Raw genomic sequence first — 20669 nt, 5'->3', positions numbered from 1 at the left:
CAGGACGTAGGCGGTGCGCTCGGCGGCGGCCCGCAGCGCGGGCTCCAGAAGCCTCCGGCAGGCCGGCCCCGGCCCGGCCCGCACCGGACCGAGCCGGGCGTCGGCGAGCGCGCCCCGCACATCCGCGTACCGACTGAGCAGCCAGGCTCCGAGCAGCTCGTCCCGGACGAGGGGGTAGCCCTCGCGGAGGGTGCGGTAGAGCGGAAAGGGATCACTCTCTACGCCGGGGGCCAGGAGGCTGACCGGAGGGGAAGCCCCAGCCCGTCCGGCGTTTGAGGACGAACTCGGCGGAGCCGGTGACAGACGGTGCCCTTGAGGGGCCGAGCTCGCATACACGGTTTCAGGGCATCACCGCGGAGCGCCCCGCGCCGTTCCCATACACCCATTCGGGTGATGCTGCCCGGCAAGGCCGACGTGGGATGACATCCCTTGGGTCGCACGCTTGACACGTGCCCGACCGCGTGGCGTACTGCGGATTGCGTCAGCGGACAAGACGGGGGTGAGTCAACTGGCGGAGCAGCGCTATCCCAATGTGGCCGAACTCGTGCTCTCCGCCCGGGAGTTGGCCGCCCACCGTCCCGAGCTGAGCGTCCTGCGTCAGGTGGGCACATCGCGCGCCGGACGACCACTGCACCTGCTGTCCGTCGGCAGCTCCCCCCGCGCCGTCCTCGTCGTCGCGGGCGCGCACTCGAACGAACCGACCGGTGGCTCGACGCTGCTCCACCTCGCGGAGTGGGCCCTGCGGGACGCGGACCTGCGTGCCGACACCTCCTGGCACTTCCTCCTGTGCGCCGACCCGGACGGCGCGGACCTGCACCGCACGCCCGCCCCGCGCACCCTGTTCGACTACCACCGCCACTTCTTCCGTCCCGCGGGACCCGAGCAGCCGGAGTGGTCCCCCTCGGTCCTTCCGCCCGACCGGCTGCCTCCCGAGACCCGCACCCTGACGGGCGTCATCGACGAACTGCGGCCCTACTTGCAGGTGTCGCTGCACGGAACCGATCTCGGCGGCAGCTGGGTGCAGTTGACGCGGGACATACCGGGGCTCGCCCAGCCGTTCGCCAAGTCCGCGGCAGAGCTGCACATTCCGGTGGAGGCGGGTGCTTCGGACGCCGCGGGCTGGCCGGTCTCGGGGCCGGGGGTCCATGTGCTGCCGGGCCCCGGCTCGGCGGCCGCCTATCCGAGCCTCCCCGAGGACGCCCGGCACACCACCTGGCACCACGCCCACCGGTACGGCGGCCTGACCGCCATCGTCGAGGTCCCGATGTGGGCGAGCGACCTGGTGGACGACCTGACCGTCCATCCCGCCCCGACCCTTGCGCTGCGCGGCTTCTCGCAGCGGCTGCGCCATGACGCGCGCCTGGTCGAGGACATCCTCGGCGAGGCGCTGCCGCGGCTCCCGGAAGCGCGAGGGCCACTGCTGCGCGCGGCGCGCTGGGCGCTCGACCTGGTGCCCGGTCTCGCCGACGACTGGGCCGGGCTGCCGCCCGCGGGGACGTCGATGGCGTACATCGGCAGCGTCGACGCCTTCGGCCGCCGACTGCCGCTGCGGGCCGCCGCGATGCTGCTGCGGGTCCTTGACGCGGCGGGCGACCGGGCCGCGCCCCGCCTGGAACGGCTCGTGCTGCACTGGAGCGACGCGTTCGCCGAGCGGTTCAGGGCGCGCTGGGTTCCGCTGGAGGACCAGGTCGAGCACCAGTCACGGACGACGGTCGCGGCAGCGCGCCACGCGCGCGTGCAGGGCGATTGACCGCACGCCCGACACACGTCCATCCCCGCATGCCCGTCCCCGCACGCCCATCCCCGAACACCTGTCCCTGAACGCCCGCTCCCGCATGGGCTTCACGAAGCCGAGAGCCGGAAGCCCATCTTCCCGAAGCTGACCTGATCGCCGTCCTGGACGACGGCCGCACCGATCACCCTGCGGCCGTTCACGGACGTGCCGTTGGTCGACCCGAGGTCGCGCAGCACCCACATGCCGCCCTGCCTGCTCAGCTCGGCGTGCACGCGGGAGACCGTCTCGTGGCTGAGCCTGAGTCCGTTCGCCGGGTCGCGTCCGATGCGCAGCGGATACGGATTCGCCGGCACCGGAAGGAGCAGCTTCGGCAGCTTCTCGGCCTGCCAGGCCCTGCGCAGCCGCACCGTGAACCCGGAGACCGCGCCGACGGTGCCGAACACCGCCCGCGAGAAGCGTCCCTCGGTCCGCAGATCGGCGGTGAGCGCGGCGAGTTCATCGGGCCTGCGGGCCGCGAGCGCCAGCTCCATGCGCCGCACGAACGTGTCGTGCGACAGCTTGCCGAGGGCAGCGCCCTCCCTGAGCACGTCCAGCGCCCTGTCGCGCTCGGCGTCGGTCAGCCGCGCGGGGTACGTGTGGATCTCGAAGGACGACGTCACCCTGCTGATTGTCGGTCAGCTCGGCCGGGGTGTCCAGAAAACGCGGAACGACCCCGGGCCGATCACTTCTGAAGCACGATGGACGGGACGTCACCAGGTATGACGTAGGGATGAAGACGGATGGCGGACAGCGGATGGCAGACAAGGGGGAACTGTCGGTGGAGTTCGAGGTGTGGGCACCGGAGGCCGAGCGCGTCGCGCTGCTGTGCGAGGGCACCACGCGCGCGTTGGAGCGCGCCGACGGCCGGGCCGGGTGGTGGACGGTGCAGGCGGACGCCGCCGACGGGGCGCGCTACGGCTTCTCGCTCGACGGCGGCCCCGTGCTGCCCGATCCCCGCTCGCGGCGCCAGCCGGACGGCCCCGACGGTCTCAGCGCCGTCGTCGACCACGACCGGTACGCGTGGCGCGCGCCCTGGGCGGGGCGCGGGGTGCGGGACGCGGTCCTGTACGAGCTGCACGTGGGGACGTACACACCGGACGGCACGCTCGACTCGGCCGCGGGGCGGCTCGGTCACCTCGCCGAACTGGGCGTCACCCATGTGGAGCTGATGCCGCTCTGCCCGTTCCCCGGTCGGCACGGCTGGGGGTACGAGGGTGTGTCCCCGTGGGCCGTGCACGAGCCGTACGGCGGCCCGGAGGCGCTGAAACGGTTCGTCGACGCGGCGCACGCGCACGGCATGGGTGTCGTGCTCGACGTGGTCCACAACCACCTCGGCCCGTCCGGCAACCATCTGCCCGCGTTCGGGCCCTACTTCACGGACACCCACCACACTCCGTGGGGCGCCGCGGTCAACCTCGACGCCCCCGGATCGGACGAGGTGCGCGCGTATCTGATCGGCAGCGCGCTCGCCTGGCTGCGCGACTACCACCTGGACGGTCTGCGCCTGGACGCGGTGCACGCACTGCGGGACACGCGCGCGTGCCACTTCCTGGAGGATCTCTCGGCGGCCGTGGACGAACTGGCCGACGAGCTCGGCAGACCGCTCGCGCTGATCGCCGAGTCCGACCAGGGCGATCCGCGCGTCGTCACCCCGCGCGCCGAGGGCGGACTCGGTCTGCACGCGCAGTGGAACGACGACTTCCACCACGCCCTGCACGCCACGCTCACCGGCGAGGCCCACGGCTACTACGAGGACTTCGCCCGCGCGCCCTTCGCCGCGCTCGCCAAGACGCTGACGGGCGGCTTCTTCCACGACGGCACGTACTCGACCTTCCGGGGACGCCGGCACGGCCGTCCCGTGGACCGCGCCCGCACGCCCGCGTACCGCTTCCTCGGCTACACGCAGACCCACGACCAGATCGGCAATCGCGCACAAGGAGACCGGCTCTCGGCCACTCTCTCCCCCGGCCTGCTCGCCTGCGCCGCCGCACTCACCCTCACCGGGCCGTTCACGCCGATGCTGTTCATGGGCGAGGAGTGGGGCGCCGCGACGCCCTGGCAGTTCTTCACGGACCACACCGATCCCGAGCTCGCGGATGCCGTGCGCCGGGGCAGGCGGCGGGAGTTCGCGGCGCACGGATGGGCCGAGGAGGACATTCCGGATCCGCAGGATCCGGCCACCAGGAACCGCTCCTGTCTCGACTGGGCCGAGCCGCTCACCGACCCGCACGCGCGCGTGCTGGCCTGGTACCGCGAACTGATCGCCCTGCGCCGCGCCCGCGGCGACCTCCTCGACCCCGATCTGGCGACGCTCCGGGTCGCGTACGACGAGCGGGAGCGCTGGTTCGCGGTCCGGCGCGGCGATCTGCGGATCGCGGTGAACATCGGCAAGGAGACGGCCGGCATCCCGCTGGGCGGCCGGGGCGCGCGGGTGCTCGCGGCGTGGGAGCCGGTCACCGCGCCGGGCGCGGACGGACTCCTTCGGCTGCCCGCCGAGTCGTGCGCGGTGCTCCTGATGCCATGAGGCCGAAGGCGGGGGTCAGTTGACGATCGCCAGCTCGCGCGGCGTGGAGTTGAGACGCCGTACGCCGTCCTCGGTGACCGTCACGATGTCCTCGATACGCACTCCGAAGCGGCCCGGCAGATAGATGCCGGGCTCCACGGAGAAGCACATCCCGGGCACGAGCGGCAGTTCCTCGCCCTCGATCATGTAGGGCGGCTCATGGGTGGTGACGCCGATGCCGTGCCCGGTGCGGTGGATGAAGTGCTCGCCGTACCCGGCGTCGGTGATCACCGCCCGCGCCGCCCTGTCGACGTCCTGGCAGGCGGCGCCGGGGCGCACCGCGCGGCAGCCGGCTTCCTGTGCCTCGCGCACGATGTCGTGGACCCGCTGCTCCTCGGCGTCGGGCTCGCCCACGTGCACCGTGCGCGAGGTGTCCGAGCCGTAGCCGCTCAGCAGGCCGCCGAAGTCGAGGACGACCATGTCGCCGTTGGCTATGACGCGTTCGCCCGCTTCGTGGTGCGGGTTGGCGCCGTTCGGGCCGGATCCGACGACGGTGAAGTCGACCTGGGAGTGCCCGAACCGCCGCAGCAGGTCGGCGAGATCGGCGGCGACGTCGGTCTCCCTGCGGCCCGCGAAGGGAACCTTCTTGATCTCTTCGTACGTCGAGTCCGCTGCGGCACCGGCCGCCGCGATGCACTCCAGTTCCGCGGCGTCCTTGACGGCGCGCAGCATGGGGAGCGCTTCGGTGAGGGAGACGTACGAGGTGTTCGGCAGCTCCTTCTGGAAGCCGAGGAGATGCATGGCCCAGGAGCTGTCACTGATCCCGAAGCGGCCGTCGACGTCCAGGAGTGGTGCGGTCGCGGCATAGGGGTCCTTGCCGTCGGTCCAGTCCCGCAGGGAGAGCGCGCTCGCGCCCACCGCCCGTTCCGCGTCCCCTGCCTCCAGGGTGGGCACCACGAGCACCGGCTCCTGGCCCGCGGCGAGCACGAGGACGGTGAGGCGCTCGGTGTCGGCGGTCGGCCGATAGCCGGTGAGCCAGGCCAGGTCGGGGCCCGGCGCGACGAGCAGTCCGGCGAGCCCCGCGTCCGCCGCGGTGGCCGTGGCGCGGTCCATGCGGGCCTTGTAGTCGTCGGCGGTGAAGGGCGCGGGGGTGCCGGTCATGGGGGCCTCCAGGGCTGCTCGCTGCTGCGCGTACGGCGCGCTGCCGATGCAGCCGATCCTGCCCCCACCGCCGCGCGTGCGCGACCGGATTCCGGCGCCCCCGTCCCGTCACGTCAGGCCGTCATGCCCGGCCTTCATGTCCAGGCCTTCATGTCCATGCCGTCACGTCACGAAGCCCGGCGTCACCGACAGGGACTGCCGCTCTCCGCTCTCGTGGCGGACGCTCACAGTGACGTTCCTTCCCGGGTCCGCGGCGGCGACCGCAGCCGCCAGTGACTTGGCCGAAGCGATGCGGGTCTTGCCGAAGGCGAGCAGCACGTCGCCGCGTACGAGACCCGCGGTGTAGCCGGGGCCCGGACTGTGCACGCCGACGAGCAGGGCACCGGCACCCCTGGGGGCGTCGACGGCCTCCACGCCGAGGGTGGCGCGCGCGGCGGCCCGCCCATCGGCCTTGTCGGGCTCCCTCTGCGGCGGCTTCGGCGGGGGCTTCGGCGGGGCGGCGGGCTTGGACGCGGCGCCCGGAGCGGCCGGCCCTCCGGGCGCCGTCTGCCCGCCCTGTGCCCGCGCCTCCTTCTGCATGTCGGCGAGCTTGCTCATGCCGATGACGGTGGCGCTGACCGTGCCAAGACCCACTCCCGAGAGCACGAGGACGGCCGAGAAGAGCAGCCCGAAGAGCAGGGTGACAAGCCGCCGCCCGCGCCGCCGGGCGGCGTGCGGACGGTGGCCGGGTCCGGGTCTACGGCCCGTACCGGATGTCCGCCCGGCACGGGCCTTGCGCCCGGCCCCGAACTTCCGGCCGATGCCGAGTCTGCCGCCGATACCGAACTTGCCGCCTCCGCCGGGGCCCTGCCCCGGCATCGGCTTGGGACGCAACGCAGTCTGTTCCATGGCTCGCCTCCGGCCACAGCCCTACCCGGCGTGACCCCGCGCGACGATTCACGAAAGGGTGACGTCCAGGTGTGCGGCGCGCCGGATAGCGTGCCCACATGAATGACCGCCTGCCGACCACCGCCGACATGACGTCCCTCTGGGCTCGGACCACCAGGGTCGAGATCACCGGGACGCCGGGCGAGCCGGAGCTGCGGTACGACGTGCGCGACGCCGGTGAGCTCCGCGAGCTGTCCGGGCTGCTGACGGTCGATCTCACCGCCGACGCCTTCTGCTGCATGTGCTGGGGCGATCTGCGGTTCCTGCTCAGCGATGCCCGTGGCCGTCATGTCGAGCAGCTGACACTGCACCTGGGCAGCGCGAGCAGTGACCTCGACTGCGGTCGGGCCGGCCAGTTCCCGCTGGTCCACGCCGAGGGCCTGCGGAACTGGCTGACCGTCCGCGGGCTCCGTCAGCCCGCGTGACCTCCCTCGTGGCCGCCGCCATGGCCGCCGTGCCCCGCCCCGTGGTCGAACTTCAGGGCCTCCTTCGGCATGACCACGAAGGGGCGCATCATGCCCATGTCCTCGTGCTCAAGGAGGTGGCAGTGGTACATGAAACGGCCGTAGGCGCCGTCGAACTTGCCCATCACCCGGAGCAGTTGGCCGCCGGGGACCAGGAAGACGTCCTTCCAGCCCCGCTCGTTCGGGGCGAGGGGGATCTCCTTCTTCGGGTCGAAGGCGATCGGGGCGAGGGTGCCGCCCACCGTGACGTCGAAGCCTGACGCGTCGTACGCGTCGCGGCCCATGAGCTGGAAGTCGGCCAGGTGGATGTGCATGGGGTGGGTCACCGGCGGGTTCACCGCGAGGTTCAGGAAGCTCCACTGTTCGTGGCTGCCCTCGGCGACGGTGAAGCCCAGGCCGTCGTTGAAGGTGCGGGCGGTCCGGCGGTAGGTCTTGGTCTTCCCGTCCTCGCCACGGAGCTGGATGATTCCCTCGGTCGGGACCCGGATGTCGCCCGCGTCCTTGATCTCGGTCATCTCCCAGATCTCCGGGTGACCTCCGCCGCCCTTCGTGGCCGGCGGCGTCAGGACGATCAGACGGTGGCCGTGCTCGACGTCGTGGCTCAGCGGGCGGAACGAGCCCGAGAGGATCTCCGGGAGCGAGAAGGGGTCCTCGCATTCGGCGTCCCGCACGCGGAACTCCATGACCTGCGGATAGCGCACGTCGTTCGCCGGGTCAGGCACCCCAGGGGCCTGGCCGCTGCCCTTGTTCACCAGACGCACCCGCTTGCCCGCGAGCGCGCGGAAGTCGATCAGGAGGTCCATCCGCTCGGCCGGGGCGACGGTGAGCGTGGGCAGCGCCCCGTCGAAGTCGACCGGCACGGGACGCGGCAACAGGCCTCCGTCGCTGCCGATCTGGTGCAGGACGCCCCGCACGGGGTTGTTCTCCTCGTCGACAAGGACGAGGTCGTAGATGCGGGCGTTCGACGCGTTCACCAGGCGGAAGCGGTGCCAGGCGGCGTCGACGTCCGCGTACGGCCAGATGCGGCCGTTGACCGTGCTGTACGGACCCGTGAAGGGCAGCGAGACCGGCTTGCCCGTCTCCGGGTTCTTGGCCTGGACGATCACGGTCTTGTGCAGCAGGCGGCCGTTCAGACGTCCGTCCTCGTCCGTGTCCAGGTTCCGGTCGGCGAGCAGCAGCGGGATCTCCCGCTCCCCGGAGGGGAGATGGAGCGCGTCCTCCTCGTCGTCCCTGACGAAGTACGTGCCGTAGAGCCCCGCCTGGACGTTCCAGCGGGTGATGTTCATGGCGTGGTCGTGGTACCACCACTGCACCGCCTGGTGGTCGTTCGGGTACTCGGAGAGCTGGGCGTCGCCGAACCCCACCGCGTTGTCCGCCCACCCGTCGTTGCCGCCGCCGGTCTGCGCGCCGTGCAGATGCGTCACCGACCAGGCGGGCAGCGCGGCCACGTCCTTGTTCGGCTCGACGCCCCCGCGCCCCGGCAGGGTGCCGGGGTTCGGGTCGGCCCGCGGGACCTCCACTGAAGTGACGGGATATTCGCCGCCCTTCGGGATGCGGTTGGTCCAGGCGATCCGGATGCGCCGCCCGCGCCGCACCTCGATCGTCGGGCCCGGTACGCAGCCGTCGTACCCCCACATCAGGGTCGGCGGGAGCTGCGGGTGCAGCCGGATCCAGGCCGGGCGCAGCGCGATCTCGGTCTCCGCGGGCACATCGGTCTCGTCCCCCACGGCGACGGAGTCCGGTCGCAGGACGGGCGGCACCGGCAGCTGCGTGACGTACGGCGTCAGCTCCCCCCGTGCCCGCGTCGCGTCGGCGTCACCGTCGGCCTGCGTGCCCGTCAGGTGGTCTGTGATGCGCTCAATGATGTCGGTCAAGATGAACACCCCCGTGTTGATCAATGCAAATGCAATGGCCCCTGCCCTGGGGCCAGTTGGACGGCCCGGTCAGTGGCCGCCCTCTTACATCAGAAGACTCACGGAGCCCCGGCCAAGTTCCGTGAATCCCCCATTCCGCAGTAAAAGTATCGGAAACCGCATAGGGAATCGGGTAGTCCTGTTGTGGGTCTGCTGTCAGTGACCGCTGTTACTTTCGGAACATGACCGAACGTGCACTCCGTCTGCTGCGACAGGACCCGCGACTGGCCGAGCTGGCCGCGTTCCCTTTCGCATTCGACCTGTCCCGCGCGGACCACGTCGAAGAGGTCCGCCTCGCGTCGGGTGGTCCGCTGGAACCGATCGCGGGGGACGACTCCGGGGGCACGTATTTCGTGTGCGGGGACGGATCCGTGCTGTACGCCGACTCCGAGGGGTCCGCCGGGACCATCGGGGACAGCGTGGACGAAGCCCTGGAGATCCTCGTCGGCCTGCCCGGCTGGCAGGACTACGTACGCCTGTCGCCGACCGACGGCGAGACGCGGATACTCGCCGAGATCGCCGACACGGAGGGCGACTTCCGCGAGGACTGCGTGCCCGATCTCGACGCGCGCCGCGCAGAGCTGCGGGCCGCGCTCGGGCTCCCGGAGCGCTCCCCCGTGCAGCTCGTCGCACGCCTGCACGCCGCGCTCCTGCGCACCGAGCCGGACCACCTCCTCCTCAACGCCGTCGAGCATCTGGCGTACAAGCGCCTCGATCCGCACCCCCGCCCGCCCCTGTGGGAGCAGGTGCTCGCCAAGGGCCGCACCGACCTGGCCCTGTTGCGGACGGGCGACCGCGCGGTCTGGGACGGCGTCGCCGGGGACCGGCCGCGCAGAGTGGCGGTGCTGCGCGCCGCGCAGTACGACCGGCGGAACACGGACCGCGCCCTCCTGCGCCACCTCCTCAAGCACGAGGCGGACGCCCCCATGTCCGACGAACTGCGGCTCGCCGTAGTCCTGGTGGGGCTGCACGGCCTGGCCGATGACCTGCCACTGCTGCGCGAGGTCCACGAGACGACGTACGACACCTGGTGCGGCCTTGCCGGGCTCCCGGAGGAGGCCGGTCAACTCCAGGAGTGGGCGCGCTCGTTCGACGATTCCAACTATGGGGTGGACCCCGGCGACGAACCGGAATCCACCTGGCTCGAGCTCGCGCGGGAGCAGGGGATGGTGGAGGCCGCTCGCACCTATCTGATCCGCGAGCTGGACGACACAGGCCCCGACGTAGCCCAACTGGCGGTGCTGCGCGATGAGTTGACACTGCTCGGCGACTACACCCAGGCGATACGGGCCCAGCGTCTGCACCGGTCGCTGCAGGACACCGACGAGGGCCGCGCGGCGGCCGACGCGCGGTTGGCCGAGCTGGAGCGGAGGGCGGTGGAAGCGGCTGCGGCGGAATCATAGGTTTTCCCGCACCGATGCGGTTGCCGCCTCTAGGCTGCCGCACGGAGATCAGCTCGGCAGGAGCCCGGCATCGGCTCCGGGACGGGGACCGAGACCGGCTCCGGGAAGGACCGCCCAATGACCGACGCACCGCTGCCCGCGGAGCTGCTCCTCGACCAGGACGCCTCTGATGACCTGCGGCGGGATCTGGTCTCCGCGCTGGAAGGCCTCGGGGTCCATACGGCGCGGGTGCGCCGCGCGGTCGATCACCGGGGCGCCGCGGACATTCCCTGGATCATGCTGGCGTCCCTGCCCCTGCAGGCCTTCCTGAGCGGGCTCGGCGCGGAGGCGGTCAAGGACTCGTACACGGCGTTCAAGGATGTCGTACGCCGGTCGTCGCGCTCTCCGCGCTCTCCGCTCTCCACGGATCCCGGCGATCCCGCTGATCCCGCCCCTCGGCCGCTGGTTCTCCAGGACCGGCATACGGGGCTGCGCGTGGTCCTGGAGCCGGGCCTGCCGGGCGAGGCGTACGAGCAGCTCCTCGGTCTCGACCTCGCACGGTTCAGCGAGGGGCCGCTGCACTACGACAGCGGGCAGGGCCGCTGGCGCTCCGAGCTGGACGAAGCGGCCGGCTGACCCGCCGGGGATCGGGGGTGGTGACGTGGGGTCGCGGGCTGACCTGAGCGGCGCGGAACAGGCGTGTTCCAGGGGTGAGTCGAGCCTGGCGCGCCGCGACATCGCGCCCGCCGAGCGGGACTTCTTGGCGGCACTTGCCCTGGTGGGCCGGGATGAGACGGGTGACGGGGGAAGTGGCCGGGCTCTCCGGGGGCGCGTTCATGTCGGGCTGGGTCGGGTTCGCCTTGCGGCGGGGGACGCCGAGCAGGGGGCCGTGGAGTTCGAGCGGGCGCACGAGTTGCGGCCCGATAAAGCTGAGCCCCTGCACTGGCTGGGGTGCGCGGCGGCGCACCGGGCGGCGTACGAGGCCGCGGACGGGTACTTCACCTCGGCGCTCGGGTGTGCGAGGCCGCATCGCCGGTCGCTCGTCCAACGGGCTTACGCTCGGGTGCGGTTGAGGCGGTACGCGGAAGCCCTTGACGATCTGCGCGCGGCGAGCGACAAGGGCGCACTGGATGCCGACGCGCGCTGGGTCATGGCGGCGCTTTCCGACGGTCACGCGGCGGGTGGCCTCGCGTTGTCGTTGCGCGAGGCAGCGGTCGCCGAGCTGTCGAGTGCCATCGGGGGGCGCGGTGAGCCCGGCGATGCAGCGGCCAGGGCCGCCCGCCTGGTCGACGCCTCCCGGCGGCTGGTCGGCCCGGAGCGTGAGTCCGTGCCGCTGTACGCGGTCGCCCTCGTGCTCGGCGGGCGGCGCGAGACCGCCGTCGAGCTGCTGGAGGACGCCGCCCGGCGCGACCCCGCCGACCACCGGATCACCCACACGCTGGCCCTCGCGCTGCTCAATTCACCGAGTGAGCAAGGCTGTTCGGACAACAGCGCCGCCCAACACTGGGAGCGCTGCGTCGCCGCATGGGGCGCTCTCCTGCACGACGACGCCTTCTGGGCGCACCGGCGTGCCTCGGCCGAGGCCAGGTTCGGTGTGACCGTGGATGCGGCGCTCGTCGTGGGGCTCCGGGCCGATCTGCGGGAGCTCCTTGAACGGCGGATGCCGGAGGGCGACGACGGTGGCCGCGTGCCGCCGGGGGCGCTGCTCCAGCGGGAGGCGGACGCCGCGAGGATTCTGGCCGGGGCGGGAGGCTTCCCGGCGGGGCGCGGCGGACCTCCTCTGGCGGGCGGTCCGTTACGTATCGCGGGGCTTGGTCTGGTCGACGGCTTCGGCGCCTTCGCCGCCGCGACCACCGCCGGTTCCGATGCCGCCGTAGATGCCGATGCCGGTACCGGCGTCGGTACCGATGCCGGACCCCATGACGGCTCCGGCGTCGAAGGCAGGACCCACCTGACGTACGCGTTCTCCGAACTCGGCTTCGCCCAGCTCCTCCTGAAGCAGGACAAGCCTGCGGACGCGCTCGCCGCGCTCACCGAGTTGCGCTGCCGCCAGTGCCGCGAGCGGACGAACACGGCTCAGCGGAGGGACGGTTCACGGCCGCCCCAGGTGGCCGCCGCCATCTGCGAACCGGACTGCGGGCGTTTCGACGAGTTGAACCCCGCCTATGCCGGGCACCCCGACAAGCATCGGCGCCTCGCGCGGGACGCCCGCGGCCTCGCGCTGCGGGCCCGGCTCGATCTGGGACGCTCCCAACTCACCGCGGCACGCCCCGACTTCGGCGCTGCGGCTGCTTCCTGGCGGCGCGCCCTCGTGCACAGCAGGGAGTTGGAGCGCTACCGCGAGACCCAGGCCGCCGTCGTCGATCTGGCGCTCGGCGTGGCGCGGGCGGCACATCGCGCGGGGGATCCGTCGCGAGCCGTGGACACGCTCGAAGCGGTACGTGCCATCACCGGCGCCAATGAACGGGGACGCCTGGAGGGGCAGTTGGCGCGGCTGCTCGCCGACCGGGGAATCTCCGCGGTCAACCGCGACGGCACTCTGCTCGACGCGCCCGCGGAAGACCTGAGGCGCTCCGTCGCCTTCAACCCACATCTGCTGCGCGCGCAGGTCAGCCTCGGTGTCGTGCTGCGCGGGCTCGCCGCGCGGCGGTGGCGTTCGGGGAGCGTGTCCGGGGCCAGGGCGACCCTGCGGGAAGCGCTGGACCAACTCACCGCCGCGCTGGCCCACTTCCCCGACGATCCCGAGCTGACCGAGCAGCGCGACGCCGCCGTCGCCGACCTGGACCTTGTCACGGCAGAGCGGCAAGAGAGCGGGAGGTGACGGCAGTGTCGATGCTCGCCTACGAAGAACTCCGCATCCGTATACGCCCCATCGGCACCTCCCGCTATCTCGTCACCGCCAATGGCCCCGCGACCGCCACCGAAGTGATCGCGGTGAACGGCGAACCCGCCGCGTTCCGTGACCAGTGGGACCGGCTGATCTCGGCCGAGCTCGGCCTGGCTCCCATGGGCGAGCAGCACACGGTGGCACAGCTCCGGGGTCTTGGCCGTGCCGTCTTCCGGCTGCTCTTCGGGGAACGGACTCCTGGGGCTGGGGCTGGGGCTGGGTTTGATGTTGGGCTCGGGTCCGGGCCCGGGTCCGGCGAGGCGGAACGGGCCGGGTGCCGGGGCGAGCGGCGACACCCGGGAGGTGTCGGCGCCTGCGTCGGTCTGGCGCTCGAGCGGGCACAGCGGATGCGGCCCGCGCGCGGGCTGCGGATCAGGTTCGACGTGCCGGAGGAGCTGCGCGACCTCCCCTTGGAGACGCTGTGCGCACCGCCGGGGCAGCCGCAGCAGTCGCTCGCCCTCAACCACGGCTACTCGTTGGTGCGTTCGCTGCCCGGTGGCCCGCTGGGCCAGCGGCTCCCCGAACCCGCGGACGAGCCGAGCCTGATCAGGCTGCTCGTGGCCTGCGCGTCACCCGTCGGCGCCGGGCTGCCGCCGCTGCGTCCCGATGCCGAAGTGGCGGCGCTGCGGCAGGAGTTGCCCGAGGTCGCCGTGCAGACCACGGTGCTCGAACGTGCGACGCGCAAGAGCCTGGAGGCGGCCCTCGGCGCCCACTCCCCTCTGCCGACCGCCTTGCTGCTGATAGCGCACGGGACGTACGACCATGAACTCGGCAAGGGCGTGGTGGCGCTTGAGACCGAGGGCGGCGGTGTCGACCACGTACCCGCCGACCTGCTCAGCGGGATCCTCCTGAAGGCGCCGGGGCTGCGCCTCGTGACGCTCAACCTCTGCTCCGGAGCGGACAGTTCGCTCGCCGAGCCCTTCTCGGGGCTGGCCCAGGCGCTGATCGGCGGGGGCGTGCCCGCCGTGGTGGCGATGCGGGGGCGGGTGAGCGATCTGTCGGCGGGGCAATTCAGCCCGGAGCTGTTCAAGGGGCTCGCGGCGAACCGCAGCATCGACGAGGCCATGGGCGCCGCGCGTCGCCGCATCTCGCATCTGCCGGGGCACACGGCGGTGGAGTGGGCGACGCCCGCGCTGTTCCTGCACGAGTCCTGCCGGCAGGGCTGGCTGTTCAAGGCGCGGGAGGTGCGGGACGACGGTGGCGCCGTCGCCGATCCGCTGCGCGAGGGCGCGGACGCGCTGCGGGCCTTCCAGAGCCCGGTCGGGCATGTCGACTCGGCGGTCCTGATCGGTGCGGCGCGGTTCCAGCGCGATCTGGGGCAGTGGGCGCAGGTGCAGCGGACGCTGCGGGCCGAGACCCGCCAGTTCGAGGACGAGCAGCGGCGGCTCCGTGCGGAGGCGGCGTTCGAACTCGCCTGGGGGGAGCTGGAGAAGCTGTGCTCTCTGCTGGCGGCGGAGCGGGAGGCTGACGCCGTCGTCGAGCAGTTCGCGTCCCTCCGTGACGCGCTGCCCGGTCCGCCTCCGGCCTGCCTCTCGGCGGAGGTGGAGCGGTTCGGGCACCTCACGGGGCTCGCCGAGCGGGCGCGGGCCGCCGAGGGGGCCGGGGAGTGGGCCGAGGCGATCGCGCGGTACGAGGAGCTGCTCACCGCCGCTGGCCCGGCGGACCGCGCCCGGCTCGTCCCGCACGCGGCCGCGCATCTGCTCGCGGTGCTCGACGACCCCGGACGCGTCACGCCGCGCGACCGCCGTGACTTCTTCCGCGGGGCGGCCCGCCTCTACCGCACGTACGGACCGGCGGACCCGGCGTCCACCCCGGGCGAGAAGGCCCTCGCCACCGCTTCGTTCGCCGCCTACGAAGCGCAGCGCAAGAGCCGCTCCCGCAGGAAGGGCCTCACCCGGAGGCTCAAGGAGCAGAAGAAGAAGCTGCGCGCCCGCGCCATGCGCCTGGCCTACCGCGCCGACCTGCGCCGCCCGCTCGACCCCCACCTCGCGGTCTACGGCGCCTACTGGAACCGCGGGATCTCCTGCAACCCCGCCGCCATCCACGCCAAGGCCCGCGAACTCGCCCCGCACATCAGGGGCGTGTGGGTGGTCTCCTCCCGGCACAAGAGCCGCGTACCGGCCGGGGTCGAGTACGTCGTCGAGGGCTCGCGGCGCTACTGGCAGGCGATGGCCAGGGCGACGTACCTGATCAACAACTCCAGCTTCCCCGGCGGATTCACGAAACGCCCCGGCCAGGTCTATCTCCAGACCCACCACGGAACCCCGCTCAAGAAGATGGGCCTGGACCAGCGCCGCTACCCCGCGGGCACGCACGGCATCAGCTTCCAGAAGGTCCTGGACCACACCGACCAGTGGGACTTCAGCCTCTCCGCGAACCCGCACTCCACGGAGGTCTGGGAGCGGGTCTACCCCTCGACCTCGTACCAGGCCCTGGAGGCGGGCTATCCGCGCAACGACGTCTACTTCACGGCCGGAGACGGTGAAATCGCCCGTATCCGCGAGGAGTTGGGGGTCGCTGACGGCCGGACAGTCCTCCTCTACGCGCCCACCCACCGCGACTACCAGAAGGGCTTCTCGCCCCGCATCGACCTGGAGCGCTTCGTGCGCGCAATCGGCCCCTCGTACGTCGTGCTAGTGCGCGCCCACTACTTCTACGGCGCCGACGCGGGCCTGCGCGGTCACCCGCAGCTCGTCGACGTCACCGGGCACGCGCGCGTGGAGGACCTCTGCCTGGCCGCCGACGCGCTCGTCACGGACTACTCGTCGCTGATGTTCGACTACGCCTGCCTGGACCGCCCGATCGTGACGTACGCCCCCGACTGGCAGGCGTACCGCCTCGCCCGCGGCACCTACTTCGACCTGCTGTCCGGCCGCGCGGGCGAGACACCGGGAGCCGTGGCCACCACCGAGGACGAGCTCGCCGAGGTCTTCCTGAACGGGGAGTGGGACTCGGCCGAGGCGACGGCGCTGAGGAAGGCCTTCCGGGCGCGGTTCTGCCCGTACGACGACGGGGGCGCGGCCGATCGGGTCGTGCGGCGGCTGTTCCTCGAAGGTCAGGCGCCCCGCTCGTAGGGCGAGCGGACCGGGAAGTACGCCGCGAGGAACGAGCGGATGGCCAGTGCCATCTCCTCGTCGGCAAGATCGCTGTCGGGGGACTCGCCGATGCAGAAGGCCGTCTTGTTGCGGCCCTGGAGCAGCTGGCCGAGGCGGGCGTGGTCGGCGCGGCTTCCGATGTCCACGAAGTCGTATGCGATGCCCGACGGGACGGCGCGGCCGGTGAGGTACGCGTAGTGGTGGTGCAGGGACGACACCAGGGCGAGGTCGCTGTTCGAGCGGAAGCGGCTGCGCGCGGTGGCTGCGAGCTCCTCGGGGAACCGCTCGGTGAGCTCCGCGAGGACGCTGCGGTGCAGGGCGTAGGGCGCGTGGAAGAAGCTGTGCGTCGTCGTCCTGCCGAACTCCCGCCGGAGCAGATCCCGGTTGTTCTTCGCCGCGGCCAGATAGCCCTCGTCGTCCGGTGAGACGGGCAGCGCGGGCACGGACGCCGTCGACCAGAAGAAGCGGGCGGTGCCCGAGCTGAGGAAGAAGGTGTCCGGGGTGGTGGGGCGGCCCAGGAACATGTCGTCGTTGAGGTAGAGGAAGTGCTCCGACAGGCCCTCGATGCGGTGCAGTTGGCTCTCGATGGAGTGGGAGTTGAAGGTGGGGAGCGCCGCATCCGGGTCGGCGAAGAGGTCGCGGTGGTCGACGACCGTGACGTCCGGGTGGTCCTCGTTCAGCCAGGACGGGGTCTGGCCCGCCGTGACGAGGTAGATGTGCCGGATCCAGGGCGCGTACATCGCCAGGGAGCGCATCGAGTAGCGCAGCTCGTCGCGGTTGCGGAAGCGGACGGCGCCGTGGTCGGGCGACAACTCGTCGTCGGGGCCGCCGAGTGCCGCCTTGCGGCGGGTGTGCCACTCGGGGTCGGAGTCGTCGACCCAGGTGTAGACAGCGTCGATGGGGAAGTCGACGTCCCCGATGAGGAGTTGGGCGAAGACGTCGAGGGTCGGGTACGTGCGGTCGGCGACGCGGAGCGTCGCGGTGGGGGAGAGCGAGGGGAGCTCGGATCCGGCGAGGGTGGTCCCGAAGGGCGCGCGCCGGGCGTCGGTCCCTCCGGCCACGGCGTACGCGCCGTCTGTGCCGTCCGTGCCGTCTGTGTCGTCTGCGAATCGCGGCCAGAACGCCACCGTGCAGGACTGCCCGGCGCCGTGCCGCAGGGAGAGCGTCGTCGTGGTCACCGGCTTGAAGACCTTGACGCCCGCGACCTCACCGATGCCGTCGAGCCGCTCGGCGAGCACGACCCCGGGTGCGGCGTCCCGCGGATGGATCAGCTCGGCGTAGACGGGCTGCCCGTGCAGGGACTCGGCGAGCGCCTTGAGCGCGCCGTCGCGTTCGTCGTCGGCCACGGCGAGGGTGTGCGTGGTGTCGGACGTGCGGACCAGGACGTAGGGGATGTCCTTCGACTCCAGGGCGGTGGCGGTGAGTTCGAGGTTCCAGTCGGTCATGTCGGGCGCCAGGACGTCGTCGCGGCGCTCGGCGAGACGGCCCACCGAGCGGATGACGAGGCCGCTGGTGTCGGCGGCGGCGATCTCGTCCTCGCGGGCCCGCTCATCGGCGCCGGGCGCGGCGTCCAGGGTGTACGGCGTGGTGGGCCGGAAGCCGCTCCCGCCGGACGCGACGCCGAGCGCCACCCGGTCCGCGCGGCCGTCGAGCCGTTCGGGGGCGTCGCGCCGGGCCACGAGCCGCGAGTACAGCTCCTGCCAGCGGGCGGTGACGTCGGTGGAGGAGAAGCGGGCGTAGACGCCTTCGCGGGCGGCGTGGGCGTAGCCGCGCCTGGTCTCCGGGTCGCCCATCAACTCGCTCATAGCGGCGGCCAGTTCATGGATCTCGCCGGGCGGTACGAGCAGTCCGTCGACGCGGTGCCTGACGATCTCGGCGGGCCCGGTCAGGACGTCGTACGCGACGACGGGCACGCCCGCGGCGAGCGCTTCGAGCAGCACGAGCGGGAACGCCTCGTTGTGCCCGGCGGTCATCAGGGTGAGCCCCGCCTTGGCCCACTCGGCGGCCATGTCCTGGCAGGGGCCGAGGAGTTCGACGCGGTCCTGCAGGCCGAAGCCGTCGACCAGGCGGCGCAGGTGCTGCTCGCGGTGGCCGCCGCCGAAGACGCGCAGGGTCCAGTCCGGATAGGCGTCGGCGACTTCGGCGAAGGCCCGCACGGCGTGGTCGACGCGCTTCTCGCCGGTGAGCCGCGCGGCCATGACGATGACCTTGCTCTCGCCGTCGGCGCGGGGCCGGAAGCCGTCCGGCACGGCGTTCGGGATGACCGCGAGCTCGGGGGCGGTGGCGCCGAGGGACTCCGCGATCCAGTCGCGGGTGCGTTCGGTGAGGGTGACCAGGGCGTCCAGGCGCGGCGCGTGCAGGAGGAGGGGCTCGCCGGAGGGGCCACGGCGCTGGGTCGGGCGGTGCTCCTGGTGCACGGTGACGACCCTGGCCGGGACGAGACCGACGGCGGCGGCCATCAGGGCGGGGGTCGTGGTGACCAGGACGTCGGTGTCCAGGGTGGTCAGGGCGGCGGCCATCTCGATGTCGGAGAGCCGGTCGAAGGCGGACTCCCAGGAGGGCTTGATCAGTTCGCTGGGCAGCGCGGCGAGGGTGCGGCAGGCGGCCTCGTCCAGGCGTGAGGCGCGCACCGGGCGCTCGGGAGACGCGGTGCGGTCGACGAGATAGCGGACGGGGAGGCTGCGGGCCTCGGGGAAGAAGGGCTCGGGGCGGGTCCGGAAGACGGAGATGACCTCGACGTCGTGCCGGTCCGCGAGGTGCTGCGCCTGGGTGTAGGTGGCCAGCTCGGTGCCGCCCATCTCGTCGCCCCAGCCGAGGAGGTACGTGATCTTCATGAGGTCTCCTTCGAGATGTCCCAGCAAGTCAGCGCGAAGGCACCGGACTTGGTGAAGTGGGCGTGGGCCCGGACCAGGGCGCCGCTCGGCAGGGCGAAGACGCGGAAGGGGGTGGGGCAGGCAGCCGAGGGGTCGCGTACGTCGGAGAGCCAGCGGCCCAGGGGGAGCGGATCGGCATGGGTGTCGGCCTCCACCTGGAAGTCCCACACCCACTGGCCGGGGCTCGCTCCCGCCATCTCCGCGAGGGGCAGCCGGAAGCTGAAGTCGGCGCCCTCCCACACCGCCCCGACCGGCACGGTGACCCCGTCCCGCTGCCGCACGGCCTTCGCCCGCCACCGCCGCCGGGTCCCCGTCATGACGAGCCGCCCGTGCACGGTGATGCCGTCGCCGCCGGGCACGAACCGCAGCAGCTCGGCGCGCGGCCGGGACCGGGTCACCTGCAGCACCGCGCGCCCGCTGCGGCACCGCACGACGCGGATGAGCGTGCCGGTGCGGGGGTCGGGGGCATGCAGGAGGGTGGGCGTGGGCGGCGGTTCGGTGTCCCCGTCGACGACGATGCCGCGCCGGACGCTTCCGCGGGCGCCGGCGGTGACGACCGTGAGCCGCCAGACGCCCTCACTCAGGCGAGGGCTGCCGGGGACACCTTCTTCATGGCGTACGTCGCGCAGGGTGGCGGTCCCGGTGAGCAGCGGCCCGCCGTGCGCGTGGTGCTCCAGGGCGAGCGGGATCCGGAACCGGCGGTGGCCGCGCGAGACGATCAGATGGGCCCGGCCGGCCTGTTCATCGGGGAGGGCGGCGACGGCGATGTTGAGCGTACGGCTGTCCCGGACCGACAGGTGCACGGGCGCGATGAGCGCCTGGGCCCCGCCGCCGACCCGGCCCGCGGCGGCGCGTTCCGCGCGGAAGCGGGTGGTCCGTGCGGTGGCGAGGATCCGCCGGGCGGCGGGCGGCAGGGCCGGGGTCATGGCGTGAACCCAATGTGGTGCATTGGGCCACTTTGCCTGTTGTTCGTTTCTGCGCGGCCCGTTGTCCGCCCCGATGCGGGGTGTGGCCGCGTACAGGTCACCCGCCTGGCGGACGCCGGCGTGACCTGGGGCGGTTTGGGGGGTTAAGCCCCTTAATGATCATTTCTCTCGCGCAGTTCCAGCGCCGTAAGGAATCATCCGCACCATCGGCCGAAGACCCCTCTCCGGCACACCGGCCGGGCGTCATGGCCCGGTGCCGCCGCTGGTCCGACCCGGCGGCCGTGGCTCTGGCGACCCTCCTGATCGCCTGGCGTGCGAGCACGCTCGGCCAGTGGATCGTCGACGACGCCGCCATCACCTTCGCCTACGCCCGCAGCATCGACGAGGGCCTCGGCCCCGTGCAGCAGCCGGGCGCCGACCCCGTCGAGGGGTACTCCAACCCCAACTGGCTCGTCCTGCTCCTGATCGGCCGCAAACTCGGCCTCTTCGACCACGGCACGCTCCTCGGCGTCAGCGACCTGGTGCTCTACCCCAAGGCCCTCGCGCTGCTCTGCACGGCGGGCGTGCTCGCCTGCGTGGCCGTGGCGGCGCGGGCCGTGCTGCCGGGGCGGGCCTGGGCGGTGACGCTGCTGACCGGCGGCGTCCTCGCCGCGAACCTGTCGTACGTGGCGTGGTCCTTCTCGGGCCTCGAGAACCCGCTGTACGCCCTGACCGCCGCCGCGACGTCGACGATCAGGCTCGGGGCAGGGGCCGTACAGCTCGGT

13 protein-coding genes and 2 pseudogenes are annotated in these 20669 nt (G+C 72.5%); 8 read left to right on the top strand and 7 right to left on the bottom strand.

The genetic code is table 11. The features are described from left to right. Positions 1-336, bottom strand: a pseudogene (locus ABD378_RS40695) (cytochrome P450); the annotation flags it as partial. A 163-nt stretch (positions 337-499) separates the two neighbouring features. On the opposite strand from ABD378_RS40695, the gene ABD378_RS40690 reads away from it, so the two are divergent. Beyond that, on the top strand, positions 500-1750 hold the full coding sequence (locus ABD378_RS40690; protein WP_344529908.1) for a M14 family zinc carboxypeptidase: 1251 nt from the start codon (positions 500-502) through the stop codon (positions 1748-1750). A 92-nt stretch (positions 1751-1842) separates the two neighbouring features. On the opposite strand, the gene ABD378_RS40685 is transcribed toward ABD378_RS40690, so the two are convergent. Next, positions 1843-2394, bottom strand: coding sequence for an FHA domain-containing protein (locus ABD378_RS40685; protein ID WP_344529906.1), 552 nt, complete (start codon positions 2392-2394; stop codon positions 1843-1845). Positions 2395-2552: 158 nt separating this feature from the next. Between ABD378_RS40685 and treZ the strand changes: the two genes are divergently transcribed. Continuing rightward, positions 2553-4298: a malto-oligosyltrehalose trehalohydrolase gene (gene treZ / locus ABD378_RS40680; RefSeq protein ID WP_344529910.1), complete on the top strand. Its 1746-nt coding sequence runs from the start codon at positions 2553-2555 to the stop codon at positions 4296-4298. 15 nt (positions 4299-4313) lie between these two features. Here treZ and ABD378_RS40675 read toward each other — a convergent pair whose 3' ends face one another. Together ABD378_RS40675 and ABD378_RS40670 are read right to left on the bottom strand one after the other, a co-directional pair. Further along, positions 4314-5438 carry a M24 family metallopeptidase gene (locus ABD378_RS40675; RefSeq protein WP_344529904.1) on the bottom strand — a complete coding sequence of 375 codons (1125 nt, stop codon included), beginning with the start codon at positions 5436-5438 and terminating at the stop codon, positions 4314-4316. 162 nt (positions 5439-5600) lie between these two features. Beyond that, positions 5601-6326 (bottom strand): PDZ domain-containing protein, encoded by a 726-nt coding sequence (locus tag ABD378_RS40670; protein ID WP_344529902.1) that lies wholly within the window; start codon positions 6324-6326, stop codon positions 5601-5603. A gap of 98 nt (positions 6327-6424) precedes the next feature. Here ABD378_RS40670 and ABD378_RS40665 point away from each other — a divergent pair, with 98 nt between their 5' ends. Then, positions 6425-6790 carry a hypothetical protein gene (locus ABD378_RS40665; RefSeq protein WP_344529900.1) on the top strand — a complete coding sequence of 122 codons (366 nt, stop codon included), beginning with the start codon at positions 6425-6427 and terminating at the stop codon, positions 6788-6790. Here ABD378_RS40665 and phsA read toward each other — a convergent pair. Continuing rightward, on the bottom strand, positions 6778-8703 hold the full coding sequence (gene phsA / locus ABD378_RS40660) for an O-aminophenol oxidase PhsA (RefSeq protein WP_344529898.1): 1926 nt from the start codon (positions 8701-8703) through the stop codon (positions 6778-6780). The two genes, ABD378_RS40665 and phsA, sit on opposite strands and share 13 nt — an antisense overlap. Before the next feature lie 221 nt (positions 8704-8924). Between phsA and ABD378_RS40655 the strand changes: the two genes are divergently transcribed. The 4 genes from ABD378_RS40655 to ABD378_RS40640 all read left to right on the top strand — a co-directional run bounded on the left by ABD378_RS40655 (position 8925) and on the right by ABD378_RS40640 (position 16085). Further along, entirely contained in the window at positions 8925-10145 is a 1221-nt protein-coding gene (locus tag ABD378_RS40655; protein ID WP_344529896.1) for a hypothetical protein, read from the top strand. 117 nt (positions 10146-10262) lie between these two features. Continuing rightward, positions 10263-10760 carry a hypothetical protein gene (locus tag ABD378_RS40650; RefSeq protein ID WP_344529894.1) on the top strand — a complete coding sequence of 166 codons (498 nt, stop codon included), beginning with the start codon at positions 10263-10265 and terminating at the stop codon, positions 10758-10760. A gap of 253 nt (positions 10761-11013) precedes the next feature. Next, positions 11014-12945: a hypothetical protein gene (locus ABD378_RS40645; RefSeq protein WP_344529892.1), complete on the top strand. Its 1932-nt coding sequence runs from the start codon at positions 11014-11016 to the stop codon at positions 12943-12945. Further along, positions 12942-16085, top strand: a complete 3144-nt coding sequence (locus ABD378_RS40640; protein ID WP_344529890.1) for a CDP-glycerol glycerophosphotransferase family protein — start codon at positions 12942-12944, stop codon at positions 16083-16085. The genes ABD378_RS40645 and ABD378_RS40640 overlap by 4 nt, the downstream gene beginning before the upstream one ends. Here ABD378_RS40640 and ABD378_RS40635 read toward each other — a convergent pair. Both ABD378_RS40635 and ABD378_RS40630 read right to left on the bottom strand, forming a co-directional pair. Then, positions 16067-18940 (bottom strand): stealth conserved region 3 domain-containing protein, encoded by a 2874-nt coding sequence (locus ABD378_RS40635; RefSeq protein WP_344529888.1) that lies wholly within the window; start codon positions 18938-18940, stop codon positions 16067-16069. The genes ABD378_RS40640 and ABD378_RS40635 overlap by 19 nt on opposite strands. Next, positions 18937-19905 (bottom strand): hypothetical protein, encoded by a 969-nt coding sequence (locus ABD378_RS40630; RefSeq protein ID WP_344529886.1) that lies wholly within the window; start codon positions 19903-19905, stop codon positions 18937-18939. The genes ABD378_RS40635 and ABD378_RS40630 overlap by 4 nt, the downstream gene beginning before the upstream one ends. A 281-nt stretch (positions 19906-20186) precedes the next feature. On the opposite strand from ABD378_RS40630, the pseudogene ABD378_RS40625 reads away from it, so the two are divergent. Then, positions 20187-20669 (top strand): annotated as a pseudogene (locus ABD378_RS40625) (hypothetical protein); the annotation flags it as partial.

It is taken from the genome of Streptomyces rectiviolaceus, assembly GCF_039533825.1.
Lineage (GTDB): Bacteria > Actinomycetota > Actinomycetes > Streptomycetales > Streptomycetaceae > Streptomyces > Streptomyces rectiviolaceus.
This window is presented reverse-complemented; position numbering and strand designations above follow the sequence as displayed.